14 protein-coding genes are annotated in these 14,797 nt (G+C 64.6%); 3 read left to right on the top strand and 11 right to left on the bottom strand.

The annotated features are described in order from the left end of the window. Window positions 1-6 precede the first annotated feature (6 nt). Window positions 7-1,338, bottom strand: coding sequence for a TRZ/ATZ family hydrolase (locus ACYVKM_RS17310; protein WP_460878851.1), 1,332 nt, complete (start codon window positions 1,336-1,338; stop codon window positions 7-9). 210 nt (window positions 1,339-1,548) lie between these two features. After that, window positions 1,549-2,130: an elongation factor P gene (efp, locus tag ACYVKM_RS17305; RefSeq protein WP_460878934.1), complete on the bottom strand. Its 582-nt coding sequence runs from the start codon at window positions 2,128-2,130 to the stop codon at window positions 1,549-1,551. An 88-nt stretch (window positions 2,131-2,218) separates the two neighbouring features. On the opposite strand from efp, the gene epmB reads away from it, so the two are divergent. Next, window positions 2,219-3,229: an EF-P beta-lysylation protein EpmB gene (gene epmB, locus ACYVKM_RS17300; RefSeq protein ID WP_460878850.1), complete on the top strand. Its 1,011-nt coding sequence runs from the start codon at window positions 2,219-2,221 to the stop codon at window positions 3,227-3,229. Between the two features lie 134 nt (window positions 3,230-3,363). Further along, window positions 3,364-5,406 (top strand): EAL domain-containing response regulator, encoded by a 2,043-nt coding sequence (locus ACYVKM_RS17295; RefSeq protein WP_460878849.1) that lies wholly within the window; start codon window positions 3,364-3,366, stop codon window positions 5,404-5,406. A gap of 88 nt (window positions 5,407-5,494) precedes the next feature. Here the strand turns inward: ACYVKM_RS17295 and rplS are convergent, their stop codons facing one another. The 5 genes from rplS to ffh form a co-directional block, all read right to left on the bottom strand. Beyond that, window positions 5,495-5,890, bottom strand: coding sequence for a 50S ribosomal protein L19 (gene rplS, locus ACYVKM_RS17290; protein ID WP_460878848.1), 396 nt, complete (start codon window positions 5,888-5,890; stop codon window positions 5,495-5,497). 45 nt (window positions 5,891-5,935) lie between these two features. Beyond that, a complete protein-coding gene (trmD, locus tag ACYVKM_RS17285; protein WP_460878847.1) occupies window positions 5,936-6,709 on the bottom strand; it encodes a tRNA (guanosine(37)-N1)-methyltransferase TrmD in 774 nt (257 codons plus the stop codon). A 35-nt stretch (window positions 6,710-6,744) separates the two neighbouring features. Beyond that, entirely contained in the window at window positions 6,745-7,266 is a 522-nt protein-coding gene (rimM, locus tag ACYVKM_RS17280; protein ID WP_460878846.1) for a ribosome maturation factor RimM, read from the bottom strand. An 11-nt stretch (window positions 7,267-7,277) separates the two neighbouring features. Beyond that, window positions 7,278-7,532 (bottom strand): 30S ribosomal protein S16, encoded by a 255-nt coding sequence (gene rpsP, locus ACYVKM_RS17275; RefSeq protein ID WP_056386481.1) that lies wholly within the window; start codon window positions 7,530-7,532, stop codon window positions 7,278-7,280. A 173-nt stretch (window positions 7,533-7,705) separates the two neighbouring features. Further along, entirely contained in the window at window positions 7,706-9,094 is a 1,389-nt protein-coding gene (gene ffh / locus ACYVKM_RS17270) for a signal recognition particle protein (RefSeq protein ID WP_460878845.1), read from the bottom strand. A 95-nt stretch (window positions 9,095-9,189) separates the two neighbouring features. Here ffh and ACYVKM_RS17265 point away from each other — a divergent pair, with 95 nt between their 5' ends. Further along, window positions 9,190-9,990, top strand: coding sequence for a cytochrome C assembly family protein (locus ACYVKM_RS17265; protein WP_460878844.1), 801 nt, complete (start codon window positions 9,190-9,192; stop codon window positions 9,988-9,990). Between the two features lie 6 nt (window positions 9,991-9,996). On the opposite strand, the gene radA is transcribed toward ACYVKM_RS17265, so the two are convergent. The 4 genes from radA to rplI all read right to left on the bottom strand — a co-directional run bounded on the left by radA (window position 9,997) and on the right by rplI (window position 14,695). Continuing rightward, window positions 9,997-11,379, bottom strand: coding sequence for a DNA repair protein RadA (radA, locus tag ACYVKM_RS17260; protein WP_460878843.1), 1,383 nt, complete (start codon window positions 11,377-11,379; stop codon window positions 9,997-9,999). A 111-nt stretch (window positions 11,380-11,490) separates the two neighbouring features. Beyond that, window positions 11,491-12,579 (bottom strand): alanine racemase, encoded by a 1,089-nt coding sequence (gene alr, locus ACYVKM_RS17255; RefSeq protein WP_460878842.1) that lies wholly within the window; start codon window positions 12,577-12,579, stop codon window positions 11,491-11,493. 19 nt (window positions 12,580-12,598) lie between these two features. Beyond that, complete coding sequence (locus ACYVKM_RS17250) at window positions 12,599-13,993, bottom strand: replicative DNA helicase (RefSeq protein ID WP_460878841.1); 1,395 nt, start codon at window positions 13,991-13,993, stop codon at window positions 12,599-12,601. A 246-nt stretch (window positions 13,994-14,239) separates the two neighbouring features. Next, entirely contained in the window at window positions 14,240-14,695 is a 456-nt protein-coding gene (gene rplI, locus ACYVKM_RS17245; RefSeq protein WP_460878840.1) for a 50S ribosomal protein L9, read from the bottom strand. Window positions 14,696-14,797: the final 102 nt, after the last annotated feature.

The following is a 14,797-nucleotide window of genomic DNA, read 5'->3' as shown; positions in this document are numbered from 1 at the left end:
TCCGGCTCAACCAGCGATGATGCGTTCGCGCCAGGCGCGGGTACGGGCGAGGATGGCGTCGGTGTCCATGTCGATCAGCACGCGGTTGGCCAGCTTGCGCTTGCCGGCGATCCACACGTCACTGACCTGGTGACGACCCGTGGCGTAGACTAGTTGCGAGGCAACGTGGAACAGCGGTTGGGTTTCCAGGTCACTCAGTCGTACAGCCGTGAGGTCGGCCTGCTTGCCGATTTCGATCGAACCGATCTTTGCTTCCTGACCAATCGCCCTGGCGCTGTTGAGGGTGGCGGCACGCAACGCGTAGGCCGCGTCGAACGCGGACGCGTCCCCGGCGACGGCCTTGGCCAGCAGCGCGGCGGTACGCATCTCGCCGAACATGTCCAGGTCGTTGTTCGACGCGCAGCCGTCAGTGCCCAGCGCCACGTTGACACCGGCCTGACGCAGCTTTTCCGCCGGGCAGAAACCGGAGGCCAGCTTGAGGTTGGATTCCGGGCAATGCACCACCGACACGCCGGCTTCGGCACAGGCGGCGATCTCGCCGTCGGTCAGCTGGGTCATGTGCACCGCAATCAGGCGATCGTTGACCAGGCCGAGTTTCTGCAGGCGCTGGAACGGACGCAGACCACTCTTCTTTTTTTCTTCCTCGACCTCGTGCGCGGTCTCGTGCGTATGCAGGTGCACCGGAATGTCGAGCTGGTCGGCCAGCATGCGGATCCGCTCGAAGCTTTCGTCCGACACCGTATACGGTGCATGCGGCGCGAAGGCTGTGCCGATCAGGGCATCGCCGCGGAAGCTGTCATGCACTTCACCGGCGCGCTCGAAGTATTCGTCCTGGCTCCTTGCCCATGCCGTGGGGAAGTCGATCACCGGCAAACCCACCACCGCACGGAAACCGAGCTTGCGGTAGGTGGCGCCGATCACATCAGGGAAGAAGTAGTTCTCGTTGGCGCAGGTCGTGCCGCCACGCAGCATCTCGGCCACCGCCAGTTCCACACCGTCACGCACGAACTCCGGCCCGATCACCTTCGCCTCGGCCGGCCAGATGTGCTGCTGCAGCCATGCCATCAGCGGCAGGTCATCGGCCAGGCCACGCAGCAGGGTCATCGGGTTGTGCGTATGGGCATTGACCAGACCCGGGATCAGTGCGTGCTCGCCAAGCTCCACCCGTTCGCGCGGCGCATAGGCGGCATGGGCCTCGGCAATCGGTAGCAGCGCGACAATGCGGTCGTCTTGCACCGCCACTGCATGGTTCTCCAGCACCACGGCGTGCGGCTCGACCGGCACCACCCAGCGGGCCTCGATCAGCAGGTCGATGGGTTGCGGTGCGATCTGGTTCATCATGGACTCGCTCTATCTCGATTCGGATACGACAAGGGGCGGTACCTCGCGGTGGCCGCCCCATGCTTGTTCGTCGCTAGCCTTTGATCGTCATTCCGGCAAAGGCCTCAATCCAGTGACTGCGAGGCTTTGTGTGCTTCGCACGAGTGTCTTACTGGATCCCTGCCTGCGCAGGGATGACGAACTGGCAGAGGCGCGAGCAGAGGTTTGTCACTTGCCGACGCGGCTGTCGTATTCGCCGGTACGGGTATCCACCTTGATGACTTCGTCCTGGTTGACAAACAGCGGCACGCGAACGACGGCGCCGGTCTCCAGCGTGGCCGGCTTGCCACCGCCACCCGAGGTATCGCCGCGGACGCCCGGGTCGGTCTCGGTGATCTTCAGCTCGACGAACTTCGGTGCCTGCACGGCGATGATGCCGCCGTTGAAAAGCGTGATCACACACTCCTCCTCGCCCTTGAGCCATTTCCACGCGTCGCCCATGGCCGCCAGGGATGCCGGCACCATCTCGAAGGTCTCCATGTTCATGAAGTGCCACACCCGGTCCTTGCCGATGCCGTCGATAAACGAAAGCTGCATGTCGGTGTCGGTGGCGTCCGCCTCCTCGAAGGAGTCGCTGGACTTCAGCGTCTGCTCGGTGGTGCGGCCGTCCTTCAGGTTGCGGATACGGATACGGGTGAACGCCTGGCCCTTGCCCGGCTTGATGAAGTCCGCTTCGGTGATGATCCACGGATCACCGTTGTGAAGGATCTTCTTGCCCGTTTTGACATCATTGAGGCCAAGGGTCGCCATGCGCTGTCTGCTCCAAAGGTAAAACCACCCCGCTGGGCGGTTAAAATGGGTATCTGTCACGGGCACCACGGCCCGCTCAAGGCCCGCCATGATAACCGCAAGCCCCAGTGCCCGCCTATCTTCACCCGCCACCGACTGGCGCGAACTGTGGCGGGACGCCATCACTGACGCTGGCGAGCTGCTGCGGACCGTGGGTCTGGGCGACCGCATCGACCTCCTGCCCGCCGACGATGCCGGCTTTGCCTTGCGCGTGCCACGTGGATTTGCCGCGAGGATGCGTCACGGCGATCCCGCCGATCCGCTGCTGCTGCAGGTGCTGCCGCAGCGGATTGAGCATGATCGCGCCGAAGGTTTCACCACGGATGCCGTGGGTGACATGGCCTCCAAGGCTGCGCACGGCCTGCTGCACAAGTACGACGGTCGCGCGCTGCTGATCGCCAGCGGCAGCTGTGCGGTGAATTGCCGTTACTGCTTTCGACGGCACTTTCCCTATGGTGAGGAGATCGCGGCAGCCGGGCAGTGGCGCGAGGCGCTGACCCGCGTACGCGAGGATCACTCGATCCGCGAACTGATCCTGTCCGGCGGCGACCCCCTGGCACTGGCCACCAGCAAGCTGGAGGAACTGAGCCAGGGCCTGGCCGAACTGCCGCATGTCATCCGCCTGCGCATCCACACCCGCCTGCCGGTGGTGCTGCCCGAACGGATCGACGAACCCTTCCTGGCCTGGCTTGATGCCGTACCACTTCAGAAAGTGGTCGTACTGCATACCAACCACGCTCATGAGCTGGACACCGATGTCGATGCGGCCTGCGCCCGGTTGCGTGATGCCGGCGCCACCCTGCTGAATCAGTCGGTGCTGCTGCGTGGCATCAATGACCATGCGGACACCCTGGTGAACCTGTCGGAGCGCCTGTTCGCCGCCGGCGTGCTGCCGTACTACCTGCATCAACTCGACCGCGTGCAGGGGGCCGCCCATTTCGAGGTCAACGATACCCACGCACTGGCGTTGATGGATGCATTGCGCGCGCGGCTGCCGGGTTATCTGGTGCCGAAACTGGTTCGTGAGGTGAGTGGTGACGCCTCCAAGCGACCGCTGTAAATCCGGGGCATGGCCACCGATGTGCGGTTTTTCGCTGGCGGCCATTGACGGAATCCGTTACAAACAACGAAGGCGAACTCCCCTGCAGGCCACTTCGCCCAGCCCGCGGTGATCAACGGACAGCTCAACGCCCCATGAAAAAAGACTACGTCATCAAGATCCTCTTCATCGAGAACTCGCTTGAGGAGGCGGAGCAGATCATCAGCCTGCTGCGCAACACCGGCATCGCCGTGCGGCCGGCTCGCGCCACCAACGTCGAGCAGTTGCAGTCCGCGGTGAACGAGCTGGAGCCGGACGTGGTGATGTTCGACCCGGCGGTCACCGGCCTTGGCCTGGCCGAGGCAGTGAAAGTGCTCGATGCGTATGGGCGCGACTATTCGTTGCTTGGTCTGGTCAACAACTTCGAAAACCAGGTCATCGCGGACATGTTTGTGCATGGTGTCCGCGGTGTAGCCTCACGCAACCAGCCAAAACAGCTGATTGCGGTGCTGCAGCGCGAATTCGAGTCACTTCAGACACGCCGCCAGGTGCGCCGGCTGGAAACCTCGCTGCGTGAATCCGAGCGCCGCTGCGATGCGCTGCTGGATTCCTCCACCGATGCGATCGCCTACGTGCACGAAGGCATGCATGTGCGTGCCAACCACGCCTATCTGGAAACCTTTGGCTACGACAGTTTCGACGATCTGCTCGGGCTGCCGGTGCTGGACATGATCGACTCGGCCAACGCGGACGAGTTCAAGGCGCTGCTGCGGGGGCATGCGCGACAGGAAAAGCTGCCCTCGCAGCTCGCCCTGCACGCACGCCGGGCCGATGGCAGCGCGTTCGACGCCACCGTGGAATTTGCGCCCGCCACGTTCGAGGGCGAGCCCTGTCTGCAGATCGTGTTCCGCCGCCAGCTGGTCGATCAGGCCGTGCTGGAACAGCTGCAGCGCGATCCGGTCACCGGCCTGTTCAACCGCGCCCGCATGCTGACCAGCATCGACGACGCCGTTACCGCGGCTGCCAAGGGCAAGAAGGGCCAGGCGCTGCTGCTGGTCGAACCGGACAACTGGGCCGCGATCGTGGCCGGCATCGGCTTGGGCAAGGCCGATGAGTTGCTGGCCGGCTTTGCCGACCGCATCCGCATGCTGCTGGGTAGCGATGATGTCGCCGGCATGCTCGCCGAGCACACATTGGGCGTAGTGCTGGACTCGCGCTCTGACGAGCTGATCCGGGAATGGATCGCCAAGCTGCAGCACAGCGTCAGCAACGAGATTTTCGATGCCGGTACGCGTTCGATCACGGTCACCGCCAGCATCGGCGGCAGCCTGCTTGGCGAGAAAAACGCCAACACCGAGCTGCTGCTCAACCAGGCCAGCCAAGCCCTGCGCACAGCGCAGAGCCTCGGCGGCAGCAAGGTGGAGCTGCACGACCCGGCCGCACGCGAAAAGGCCGACGAGGAGCGCGACCGCTACTGGCTGGATCTGCTGCAGAAGGCCCTGACCCAGGACGACCTGGTGCTCTACCACCAGCAGACCATCAGCCTGCAGGATGCCGAAGGCGACTATTCCGAAATCCTGCTGCGCATGAACGGCCCGCAAGGTGAGGTATTGCCCGGCTTCTTCATGCCGATTGCCGAAAAGCACAATCTCACCGGCGCGATCGACCGCTGGGTACTCAACCGCGCCATCACTGCGCTGCAGGCACGCGAGAACCAGGGCCAGCAGACCACGTTCTTCATCAAGCTCACTGCTGCTTCGCTGGAAGACAACACGCTGCTGCCCTGGCTGGACGAGCGGCTGCGCAAGGCGGCGCTGAAGCGCGGGCAGCTCGTGCTGGAGATGACCGAGAGCAAGGTGATGACCCTGCTGCGCCCGGCCCAGGAGTTCGTCAATGGCTGGAAGAAGCTGGGCGGCCGTTTTGCCCTGGAACAATTCGGTTCGGGCCTGAACTCGTTCCAGATACTCAACCACATCGATGCCGACTATCTGAAGATCGACCGCAGCTACATGGCCGAACTGCCGCAGCACTCGGAAAACCAGAAGAAGATCGCCGAGATCTGCCAGCAGGCGCGCGAACTGAAGCGCCAGACGATTGCCGAATGGGTCGAGGACGCCACCAGCACATCGCTGCTGTTCGCTTGCGGCGTGGATTTCGTGCAGGGCAACTTCCTGCAGCAGCCGCAACGACTGGACTGATAGCGAACGCCCTGCCCGAGACGGCTGCAGCAAAAAGCCCGCGGATCGCTCCGCGGGCTTTTCAATACCGGAACAACCGCAGCGAGGATTACTCGGCGGCAGCGGCAGCCTTTGCGCTGGCCTTGGCGGCAGCAGCAGCAGCGACATCTTCCTTGATGCGGGCAGCCTTGCCTTCCAGACCACGCAGGTAATACAGCTTGGCGCCGCGCACCTTGCCCTTGCGCTTCACCGTGAGCGAATCGATCGCCTGGCTGTGCGCCTGGAACACGCGCTCCACGCCGGTGCCGTGCGAAATCTTGCGTACCGTGAAGGCCGAATGCAGGCCACGGCTGCGCTTGGCGATGACGATGCCCTCGAACGCCTGCACGCGCTCGCGGTTGCCTTCCTTCACCTTCACGTTGACCACCACGGTGTCGCCGGGGCTGAATTCCGGCAACTGGCGGGTGATCTGCTCGGATTCGAACTGTTCAATGATCTTGTTCATGGCGCACCTGTTCGGTTCACGTTTGCTATATCAATGTTGCGGCCGTCACTCGGTCGCATCGTCTTGTCGTGTCTGCTCTTGCGAAGCATGTTCACGACGGAATTCATCCAGCAAGGCCCTGGATGCAGCATCCAGTCCACGCTGCGACAACAACTCCGGTCGGCGCAGCCAGGTCCGTCCCAGTGCTTGCTTCAGGCGCCAACGGGCAATCGCCGCATGGTCACCGGACAACAGCACCTCCGGCACGGAACCCAGCGCATCGTGCACCGGTTTCGCATAGTGCGGGCAATCCAGCAGGCCATCCGAAAATGAATCCTGCTCGGCCGACTGCGCGTCGTTCAACGCGCCGTCCTGCAACCGACCCACTGCGTCGATGATCACCGCAGCAGCCAGCTCGCCGCCGGACAGCACATAATCGCCGATCGACAGCTCCTCGTCGACCTCGTGCGCCAGCAAACGCTCGTCCACACCTTCATAACGCCCACAAAGCAAGGCGATGCGCGGCCGCTTTGCCAACGCCTCCACCCTGCCCTGCGTCAGTCGCGCTCCCTGCGGACTAAGATAAATCAGATGCACCGGTTCCGGTACAGCCTCGCGCATGGCTGCCAGGGTCGTGCGCAACGGCTCGATCATCATCACCATCCCGGGGCCGCCGCCATACGAGCTGGCGTCAACGGTGCGGTGCTTGTCGGTGGCGTAGTCGCGCGGGTTCCAGGTTTCCACCTGCAGCAACTCGCGTTGCTGAGCGCGGCCCACCACACCGACGGCGGCACACTGGCGCACGAAGTCGGGAAACAAGGTGACGACGTCGATGCGCATGAATCCTCAAGCCCTTGTCGCGATGCGATGCAACGTCAGAATTCGGGATCCCAGTCCACCACCATGCGCCCTGCGGACAAGTCCACCGAACGCACGTACGAACCCTGGATGAAAGGAATGAGCCGCTCGCGCTCGCCATCCCTCACTACCACGACATCGTTGGCACCGGTGGCGAACAGGTGACTGACCCGCCCCAGCTTCACGTCTTGCGTGGTGACGACCTCAAGCCCTTCGAGATCGACCCAGTAATACTCATCCTTCGCAGGAGGGGGCAACTGTTCGCGGGCGACATAGATGTCGGTACCGACCAACGCTGCCGCCTGTTCCCGATCGTCCACTCCGGGCAGCTGGGCCACCATGCCCTTGCCCTGCGCACGACCCATTGCTCCCGTGATCTCCTTCTCCGCGCCAGGCGCTGCACCGAGCAGCCATGGCTGGTAATCGAAGATCCGCATGCGCGGCTCAGCCCAGGATTCGATCTTGAGCCAGCCCTGCACACCGTACAGCCCGACGATGCGTCCGATCAGCACGCGCCGACCAGCTGCCGCACCACTCATACGTACCGTACTCAGGCAGCCTGCTGCTTGCCGGCTTCCTTCACCAGCGCGGCGACCTTGTCGGTCAGCTGGGCGCCCTTGCCCACCCACTCCTTGACACGCTCGACGTTCAGCTCAAGGCGCTTGTCCTTGCCCGACGCGACCGGGTTGTAATAGCCGATGTTCTCGATGTTGCGGCCGTCGCGCTTGCTGCGCTGATCGGTCACAACGACGTGGTAGAACGGGCGGCCCTTGGCGCCACCGCGCGAAAGACGAATCTTGACCATAGTAGAACTCCAGAATTGCCGAATGAGCGGCAGGCGCACGAGAGACGTGCGCGGTAAACGGGGCATTTTAGCGGTTTTTCGGGAAAAGGGAATAGGGAATGGGGTTCGAGGGCCATGGCAACCTCTTCTCGAGGCATGCTTTCCCGATTTTCAGGCCATCCTGCCCGGACTGATCAGCGCGGTGGCGGCAAACCACCCATGCCGCCCATCCCACCCATGCCCTTCATGGCACCGCGCATCTGGCGCATCAGGCCCTTGCTGCCACCCTTGGACAGCTTGGACATCATCTTTTCCATCTGCATGTACTGCTTGAGCAGGCGGTTGACGTCGGCTGGCTGGGTGCCCGAGCCTCGTGCCACGCGGGCGCGGCGCGAGCCGTTCAGCAGATCGGGATGGCGGCGTTCCTTCTTGGTCATCGAGTTGATGATCGCGACCATCCGGTTCATCTCGCCATCGTTGACCTTGGACTTGACGCTGTCCGGCAGGCCGGCCACGCCAGGCAGCTTGTCCATCAGGCCGGCCAGGCCGCCCATGTTGCCCATCTGCTCCAGCTGGTCCTTCATGTCGTTCAGGTCGAAACGCTTGCCCTTCATCACCTTCTGGGCCAGCTTCTGTGCCTTGTCCTGGTCGACCTTGCGTTCGACCTCCTCGACCAGCGACAGCACGTCGCCCATGCCGAGGATGCGCTGGGCCAGACGATCCGGATGAAACGGCTCCAGCGCATCGCTCTTCTCACCGGCGCCGAGGAACTTGATCGGCTTGCCGGTGACATAGCGCACCGACAACGCGGCACCGCCGCGCGCATCGCCGTCGGTCTTGGTCAGGACCACACCGGTCAATGGCAACGCCTCGTTGAACGCCTTGGCGGTGTTGGCGGCGTCCTGGCCCGTCATCGAGTCGACCACGAACAGCGTCTCGATCGGCGTGATCGCGGCGTGCAACGCCTTGATCTCGGCCATCATCGCCTCGTCCACGTGCAGGCGGCCGGCGGTATCGACGATCAGCACGTCGACCACCTCACGCCGGGCTGCAGCCACGGCGGCCTTGGCGATGGCGACCGGATCCTGACCGGCCTCGGACGGGAAGAACTTCACCCCGACCTGTTCGGCCAGCGTACGCAATTGCTCGATCGCCGCCGGACGATAGACGTCGCAGCTGACCACCATCACCTTTTTCTTCTTGCGCTCGGTCAGCAGACGCGCCAGCTTGGCCACCGTGGTGGTCTTGCCGGCGCCCTGCAGACCCGCCATCAGCACGACCGCCGGTGGCTGCTGGGCCAGGTTCAGCTCGGTGTTGGCGGTGCCCATCACCACGGTCAGCTCGTCGCTGACCACCTTTACCAGCGCCTGGCCCGGCGACAGGCTCTTCAACACATCCTGGCCGACCGCACGTACCTTGATGCGCTGGATCAGCGCCTGCACTACCGGCAACGCCACGTCCGCTTCAAGCAACGCGATACGCACCTCGCGCAGCGATTCGCGGATGTTTTCCTCGGTCAGCCGGCCGCGGCCGCGCAGACGATTGACGGTGATGGAAAGACGTTGGCTGAGCGACTCGAACATGACGGAACCGGCAAACAGGAAAGCGGCAATTATAGCGGACGCAGTGACCGCCTTCGCATGCATGCCGACAGGCCCCTGTGCGACACTTGCCCGCCATGCTGATCGTCCTGACCTCCATCCTTGCCATCGTGCTGTATATCGGCGCTGCCAGCTTGCTGGCAGCGCCGATGACCGGCTGTCCGCGGACGCCGCAACGCCTCGGCCTGGGCACCGCCACCCTGGCGGTACTGCTGCACGCCGGCGTACTGCTGGGTGCGCATGGCGGTCGGATCGACCTGCATTTTTTCGCGGCGCTGTCGCTGGTTGCTTGCGTGGTGGCGGCATTGACCCTGCTGGTGAACCTGGCGCGACCGGTTGCCGGCCTCGGCGTGATCGTGTTTCCGCTGGCCGCCCTGTTGCTGGCACTGGATGTCTTCCTGGCACCGCCGACCACGCCCACGCCGATCGACTGGCAGATCAAGCTGCACGTGGTGATCGCCTTGCTCGCCTACAGCCTGTTGTCGATCGCGGCGGTGCTGGCGATCCTGCTGGCGGTGCAGGAACGCGCGCTGCGCTCGCACCGCCCGGGACGACTGATCCGCGCACTGCCGCCGCTGATCCAGACCGAGTCCCTGCTGTTCCGCCTGATCGGCGCCGGCTTTGCCCTGCTCACGTTGACCCTGTTGAGTGGCCTGCTGTTCATCGACGACATCCGCGCCCAGCACCTGGTGCATACCACCGTGCTGACCATCGTCGCGTGGCTGATCTTCGGCGCCCTGCTGTGGGGTCGCTGGCGTTACGGCTGGCGCGGGCGCAGCGCAGTCAACCTCACCCTGATCGGCATGGCGATGCTGGTGCTGGCATTCTTCGGCTCGAAGTTCGTGCTCGAAGTGATCTTGCATCGCACGATGGGCTGAACCCGCTCAGCGGCAGGCATCGATTGCCTCGCTCAACCGCTCCACCCCGACCACTTCCATCTCGCCCACCTTGCCCTTCTTGGGTGCGTTCGCCTTCGGCACGATGGCGCGGCGGAAGCCGTGGTGGGCAGCCTCCTTCAGGCGTTCCTCGCCGTTCGGCACCGGGCGGATTTCACCGGACAGGCCGACTTCGCCGAACGTGATGGTGTGCTCCGGCAATGGCCGGTCGCGCAGCGACGACAGCACCGCCAGCAGCACCGGCAAGTCGGCAGCCGTCTCCTGCACGCGGATGCCGCCGACCACGTTGACGAACACGTCCTGATCGTACGCCGCCACGCCACCGTGCCGATGCAGCACGGCCAGCAGCATGGCCAGCCGGTTCTGCTCCAGCCCCAGGGTGACGCGGCGCGGGTTGCCCAGCGAGGACTGATCGACCAGCGCCTGCACCTCGACCAGCAGCGGCCGCGTGCCTTCGCGCGTGACCATCACCGCGCTGCCCGAGGTCGGCCCGCTGTGCGAGGACAGGAAGATCGCCGACGGATTCGGCACCTCGCGCAGTCCCTTGTCGGACATGGCGAACACGCCCAGCTCGTTCACGGCACCGAAGCGGTTCTTGAATGCGCGCAGCACACGGAAACGCGACCCCGCCTCGCCCTCGAAATACAGCACGGCATCGACCATGTGCTCGAGCACGCGCGGGCCGGCGATGCCGCCCTCCTTGGTGACATGCCCCACCAGGAATACCGAGGTGCCGGTTTCCTTGGCAAAGCGCGTGAGCTTCGCTGCCGATTCGCGTACCTGGCTGACCGAACCGGGCGCGGCAGGCAGCAGTTCGGTCCAGATCGTCTGGATCGAATCGATCACCAGTACTCGCGGCCGCGTCGCCACTGCCTGCTCCAGGATGCGCTCGATGCAGGTTTCGGCCAGCGCCCGCAACGGCTCCAGCGAGAGGCCCAGGCGCTGGGCACGCGAGGCCACCTGCGACAGCGACTCCTCACCGGTGACGTAGACGCTGGACAGATGCGCGCCCAGTGTGCCGAGCATCTGCAGCAGCAAGGTGGATTTGCCGATGCCAGGATCGCCGCCGACCAACACCACCGAGCCCTGCACCAGGCCGCCGCCGAGCACGCGATCCAGCTCGCCGATACCTGTCAGCGTGCGCGCCTCGGTGGTCAATGCCACCGCGGTCAGTGGCGTGATCTGCGGTGCGCCTGCCGCGTTGCCGGCATAACTGGAACGCTGCGCACCGACCGATGATGCCGCCGATGCCGGCGCCAGCACCACCGCGCTGAGCGTATTCCACACGCCGCACTCGACGCACTGCCCCTGCCACTTGCTGTGCTCGGCGCCGCACTCGGTGCAGACATAGGCGGTCTTGGCTTTGGCCATGCGGATTCCAACGGGAAGATGGTGATGGTCGAGAGCTTAGCCTGCCGTCATCGCACACCGCGAGACACATCGACGCATGGCGCTGTCGGCGATCGTCCCCGACCGCGCCGATCAGTCTTCGTCTTCGACGAACAACACGCGGCGGGTCATGCCGCAGGTGAGATCGTAGGAGATCGTGCCTGCTTGCGCGGCGATCAGCTCGACCGGAAGCTCCGGCCCCCATAACACCACGCGATCACCGATTCTCGCCCCGGCGGCTTCGCGCAGATCCAGCGTGATCAGGTCCATCGAGACGCGGCCAATCAGCGGCACGCGCCGCTCGCCGACCAGCACCGGCGTGCCGGCCACTGCACTGCGTGGGTAACCATCACCGTAACCCACCGCAGCCACACCGACCGGCATGTCCTCCGGGCAGGTCCAGGTACCGTTGTAGCCGATGCGTTCGCCCTTGCCGATCCGGTTGACCGCGATCAGGCGGGTACTCAGCGTCATCGCCGGACGAAAGCCGAAATCCGCGCCGTCCTTGCCATCGACCACCGACAACCCATACAGCAGGCCGCCGGTGCGTACCCAGTCGCCGCGTGCATCGGGCCAGCCGAGCACGGCTGCGGAGTTGGACAACGAGCGCGGCCCGTCGAGCGCCCTTGTCGCCTCGACGAAGCGGGCGATCTGCGCCGCCGTCTGCGTGCCATCGAACACTTCGGATTCGGAAAAGTGCGTGAGCAGCCCGATCTCGGGATCGATGCCAGGCATCGCGGCGAGTTGCGCATGCACGTCGGCGACACGCTCCGGCGCAAAGCCGAGCCGATGCATGCCGCTGTCGACCTTCAGCCAGACGCGCAGGCGCCCCCGCGCCGGCGAGGCCTGCGCCAGCCATTGCAGCTGCGCGTCGTGATGGATCGCTGCATCCAGCCGCAGCCGCTGCATCTCGGCAAGGTCACTGGCGTTGTCCGGACCGGACAGCACCACGATGCGCTGCCGATGTCCGGCCGCCCGCAGACGCAGGCCATCGCCCAGTGCCGCCACCGCAAAGGCTTCGGCCTCACCATCCAGCGCGCGGGCAACCCGCTCCAGTCCGTGACCGTAGGCATCGGCCTTGACCACCGCCATCACTTTCGCCGGTGCAGCCAGCGCCTTCAGCCGCGCCAGGTTGTGGCGCAGCGCGCCGAGATGGATGGTGGCGACGGTGGTACGACTCATCGTGAACGGGAACCCGGCATCACTCGAACGACCCGACGAAGGAATCCGGCGCGTAGTTCTCGAACTTGGTGTAATGGCCGAGGAAGGTCAGCTTGCAGGTGTCGGTGGGGCCGTTGCGCTGCTTGCCGATGATGATCTCGGCCATGCCCTTGTCCGGCGACTCCTTGTTGTAGTAATCGTCGCGGTAGATGAACATGATCACGTCGGCGTCCTGCTCGATCGCGCCGGATTCGCGCAGATCGGACATCATCGGGCGCTTGTCGGCACGCTGTTCCAGCGAGCGGTTCAACTGCGACAGGGCGATCACCGGCACGTTCAACTCCTTGGCGAGGCCCTTGAGTGAACGCGAAATTTCTGAAATTTCGGTGGCGCGATTCTCCTTGTTGCCGGGCACCTGCATCAGCTGCAGGTAATCGATCACGATCAGACCCAGGCCACCATGTTCGCGGTGCAGCCGGCGCGAACGCGAGCGCAGTTCCACCGGCGACAGGCTGGGCGTGTCGTCGATGAAGATCTTCGCCTCGGAAAGGATCGAGATGGCGTTGGAGACGCGCGGCCAGTCCTCCTCCTGCAGGTCGCCGTTGCGCAGGTGCTGCTGGTGGATGCGGCCGACCGAGGAAATCAGGCGGAACGCCAGCTGCGAGGCGGACATTTCCATCGAGAACACCACCACCGCCTTCTTGCTGCGGATCGCGGCGGTCTCGGCGATGTTCAGCGCGAACGCGGTCTTGCCCATCGACGGGCGCGCCGCGACGATGATCAGGTCCGACGGTTGCAGGCCGGAGGTGAGGTTGTCCAGGTCGGTGAAACCGGTGGTGATGCCGGTGAGCTGGCCACGATTCTGGTAGCGCTCGTGCAGCAGGCGGAAGGCATCCTTCACCGCCTCGCGCATCGAGACAGAATCCTTCTTGCCGCGCGCGCCGGACTCGGCGATGTGGAATACGCGCTGCTCGGCGCTTTCCAGCACTTCCTGCACGCTCTTGCCTTCGGGCCGGTAACCATCCTCGGTGATCGAGGTACCGGCATCGATCAGCTGGCGCATCACCGACTTCTCGCGCACGATCTCGGCATACGCGGCGATGTTCGCGGCACTCGGCGTGCTGTTGGCCAGCTCGATCAGGTAGCCGGCACCGCCGACCATCTCGGCCAGGCCGTTGCTCTCGAACCAGTCACCCAGGGTCACCGCGTCGCACGGCATGCCCTTGTTCGCCAGCTCGTTGATTGCACGCCAGATCAGGCGGTGATCCTTGCGGTAGAAGTCGTCTTCGGCCAGCCGGTCGGCCACCTTGTCCAGCGCGTCCGGCGCCAGCATCAAGCCGCCGAGCACCGCCTGCTCGGCGTCGATGGAATGCGGCGGCACCCGCAGCGCCTCGATGGCCGAGGACGAGGATTTGCGTTCGGGCACGAAGGACATCGACTTACCTCAGGAGAATGACCCACGACCGGCACGCGATGCACCGACATCCCGCGGGTGGTCACGCCGACCATCATGCGCGGCGGCGTCTCACCCGTCGAGACAATAAGTCTGTGGATAAGCTGTGCGTTGATGGGGATAAGACTGGCAGCCGCAGGTGGCCTGGCGCCTGTTTCGCGTTCCTGCCGCCCAAAGCAAACGGGCGCCTCGCGGCGCCCGTCGGCTTCCATCGTGTGATGGTGTCGCTTACTTGTCCTTGTCGCCGACCACGATCACCTTGACGGTGGTGTGCACGTCGGCGTGCAGGTGCACCGCAACGTCGAACTCGCCGGTGTGGCGCAGCGGGCCTTCGCCCAGGATCACTTCGCCCTTGTGGACGGTGTGACCGGCAGCAGCCAGAGCCTCGGCGATATCACGCGGACCGACCGAACCGAACAGCTTGCCTTCCGCACTGGCGTGCGCCGAGATCGTCACCGACACATCGGCCAGCTTGGCCTTGCGCGATTCGGCATCGGCCAGCAGGGTGTTGGCCTTGGCTTCGTATTCGGCACGACGCTGTTCGAACGCGGCCAGGTTGGCGGCATTGACGCGTACGGCCTTGCCCTGCGGCAGGAGGAAATTACGGCCGTAACCCGGCTTCACGTTGACCTTGTCGCCAAGGTTGCCGAGGTTGCGGACTTTCTGCAGGAGAATGAGTTCCATGATGCTTCCTTTTCGTTAGCGCCGGTGTGGCCCGACGCAGCCAGAGGACGGTTGTCCGAAGGGTGCCTGAAGTCGCACCCGGTCGAAGCCGGGCGAAACAGC

The sequence above is a fragment of the Rhodanobacter koreensis genome (genome assembly GCF_054782855.1).
Note: the sequence above shows the minus strand (reverse complement) of the source record. Positions and strands in the feature narration are given on the sequence as shown.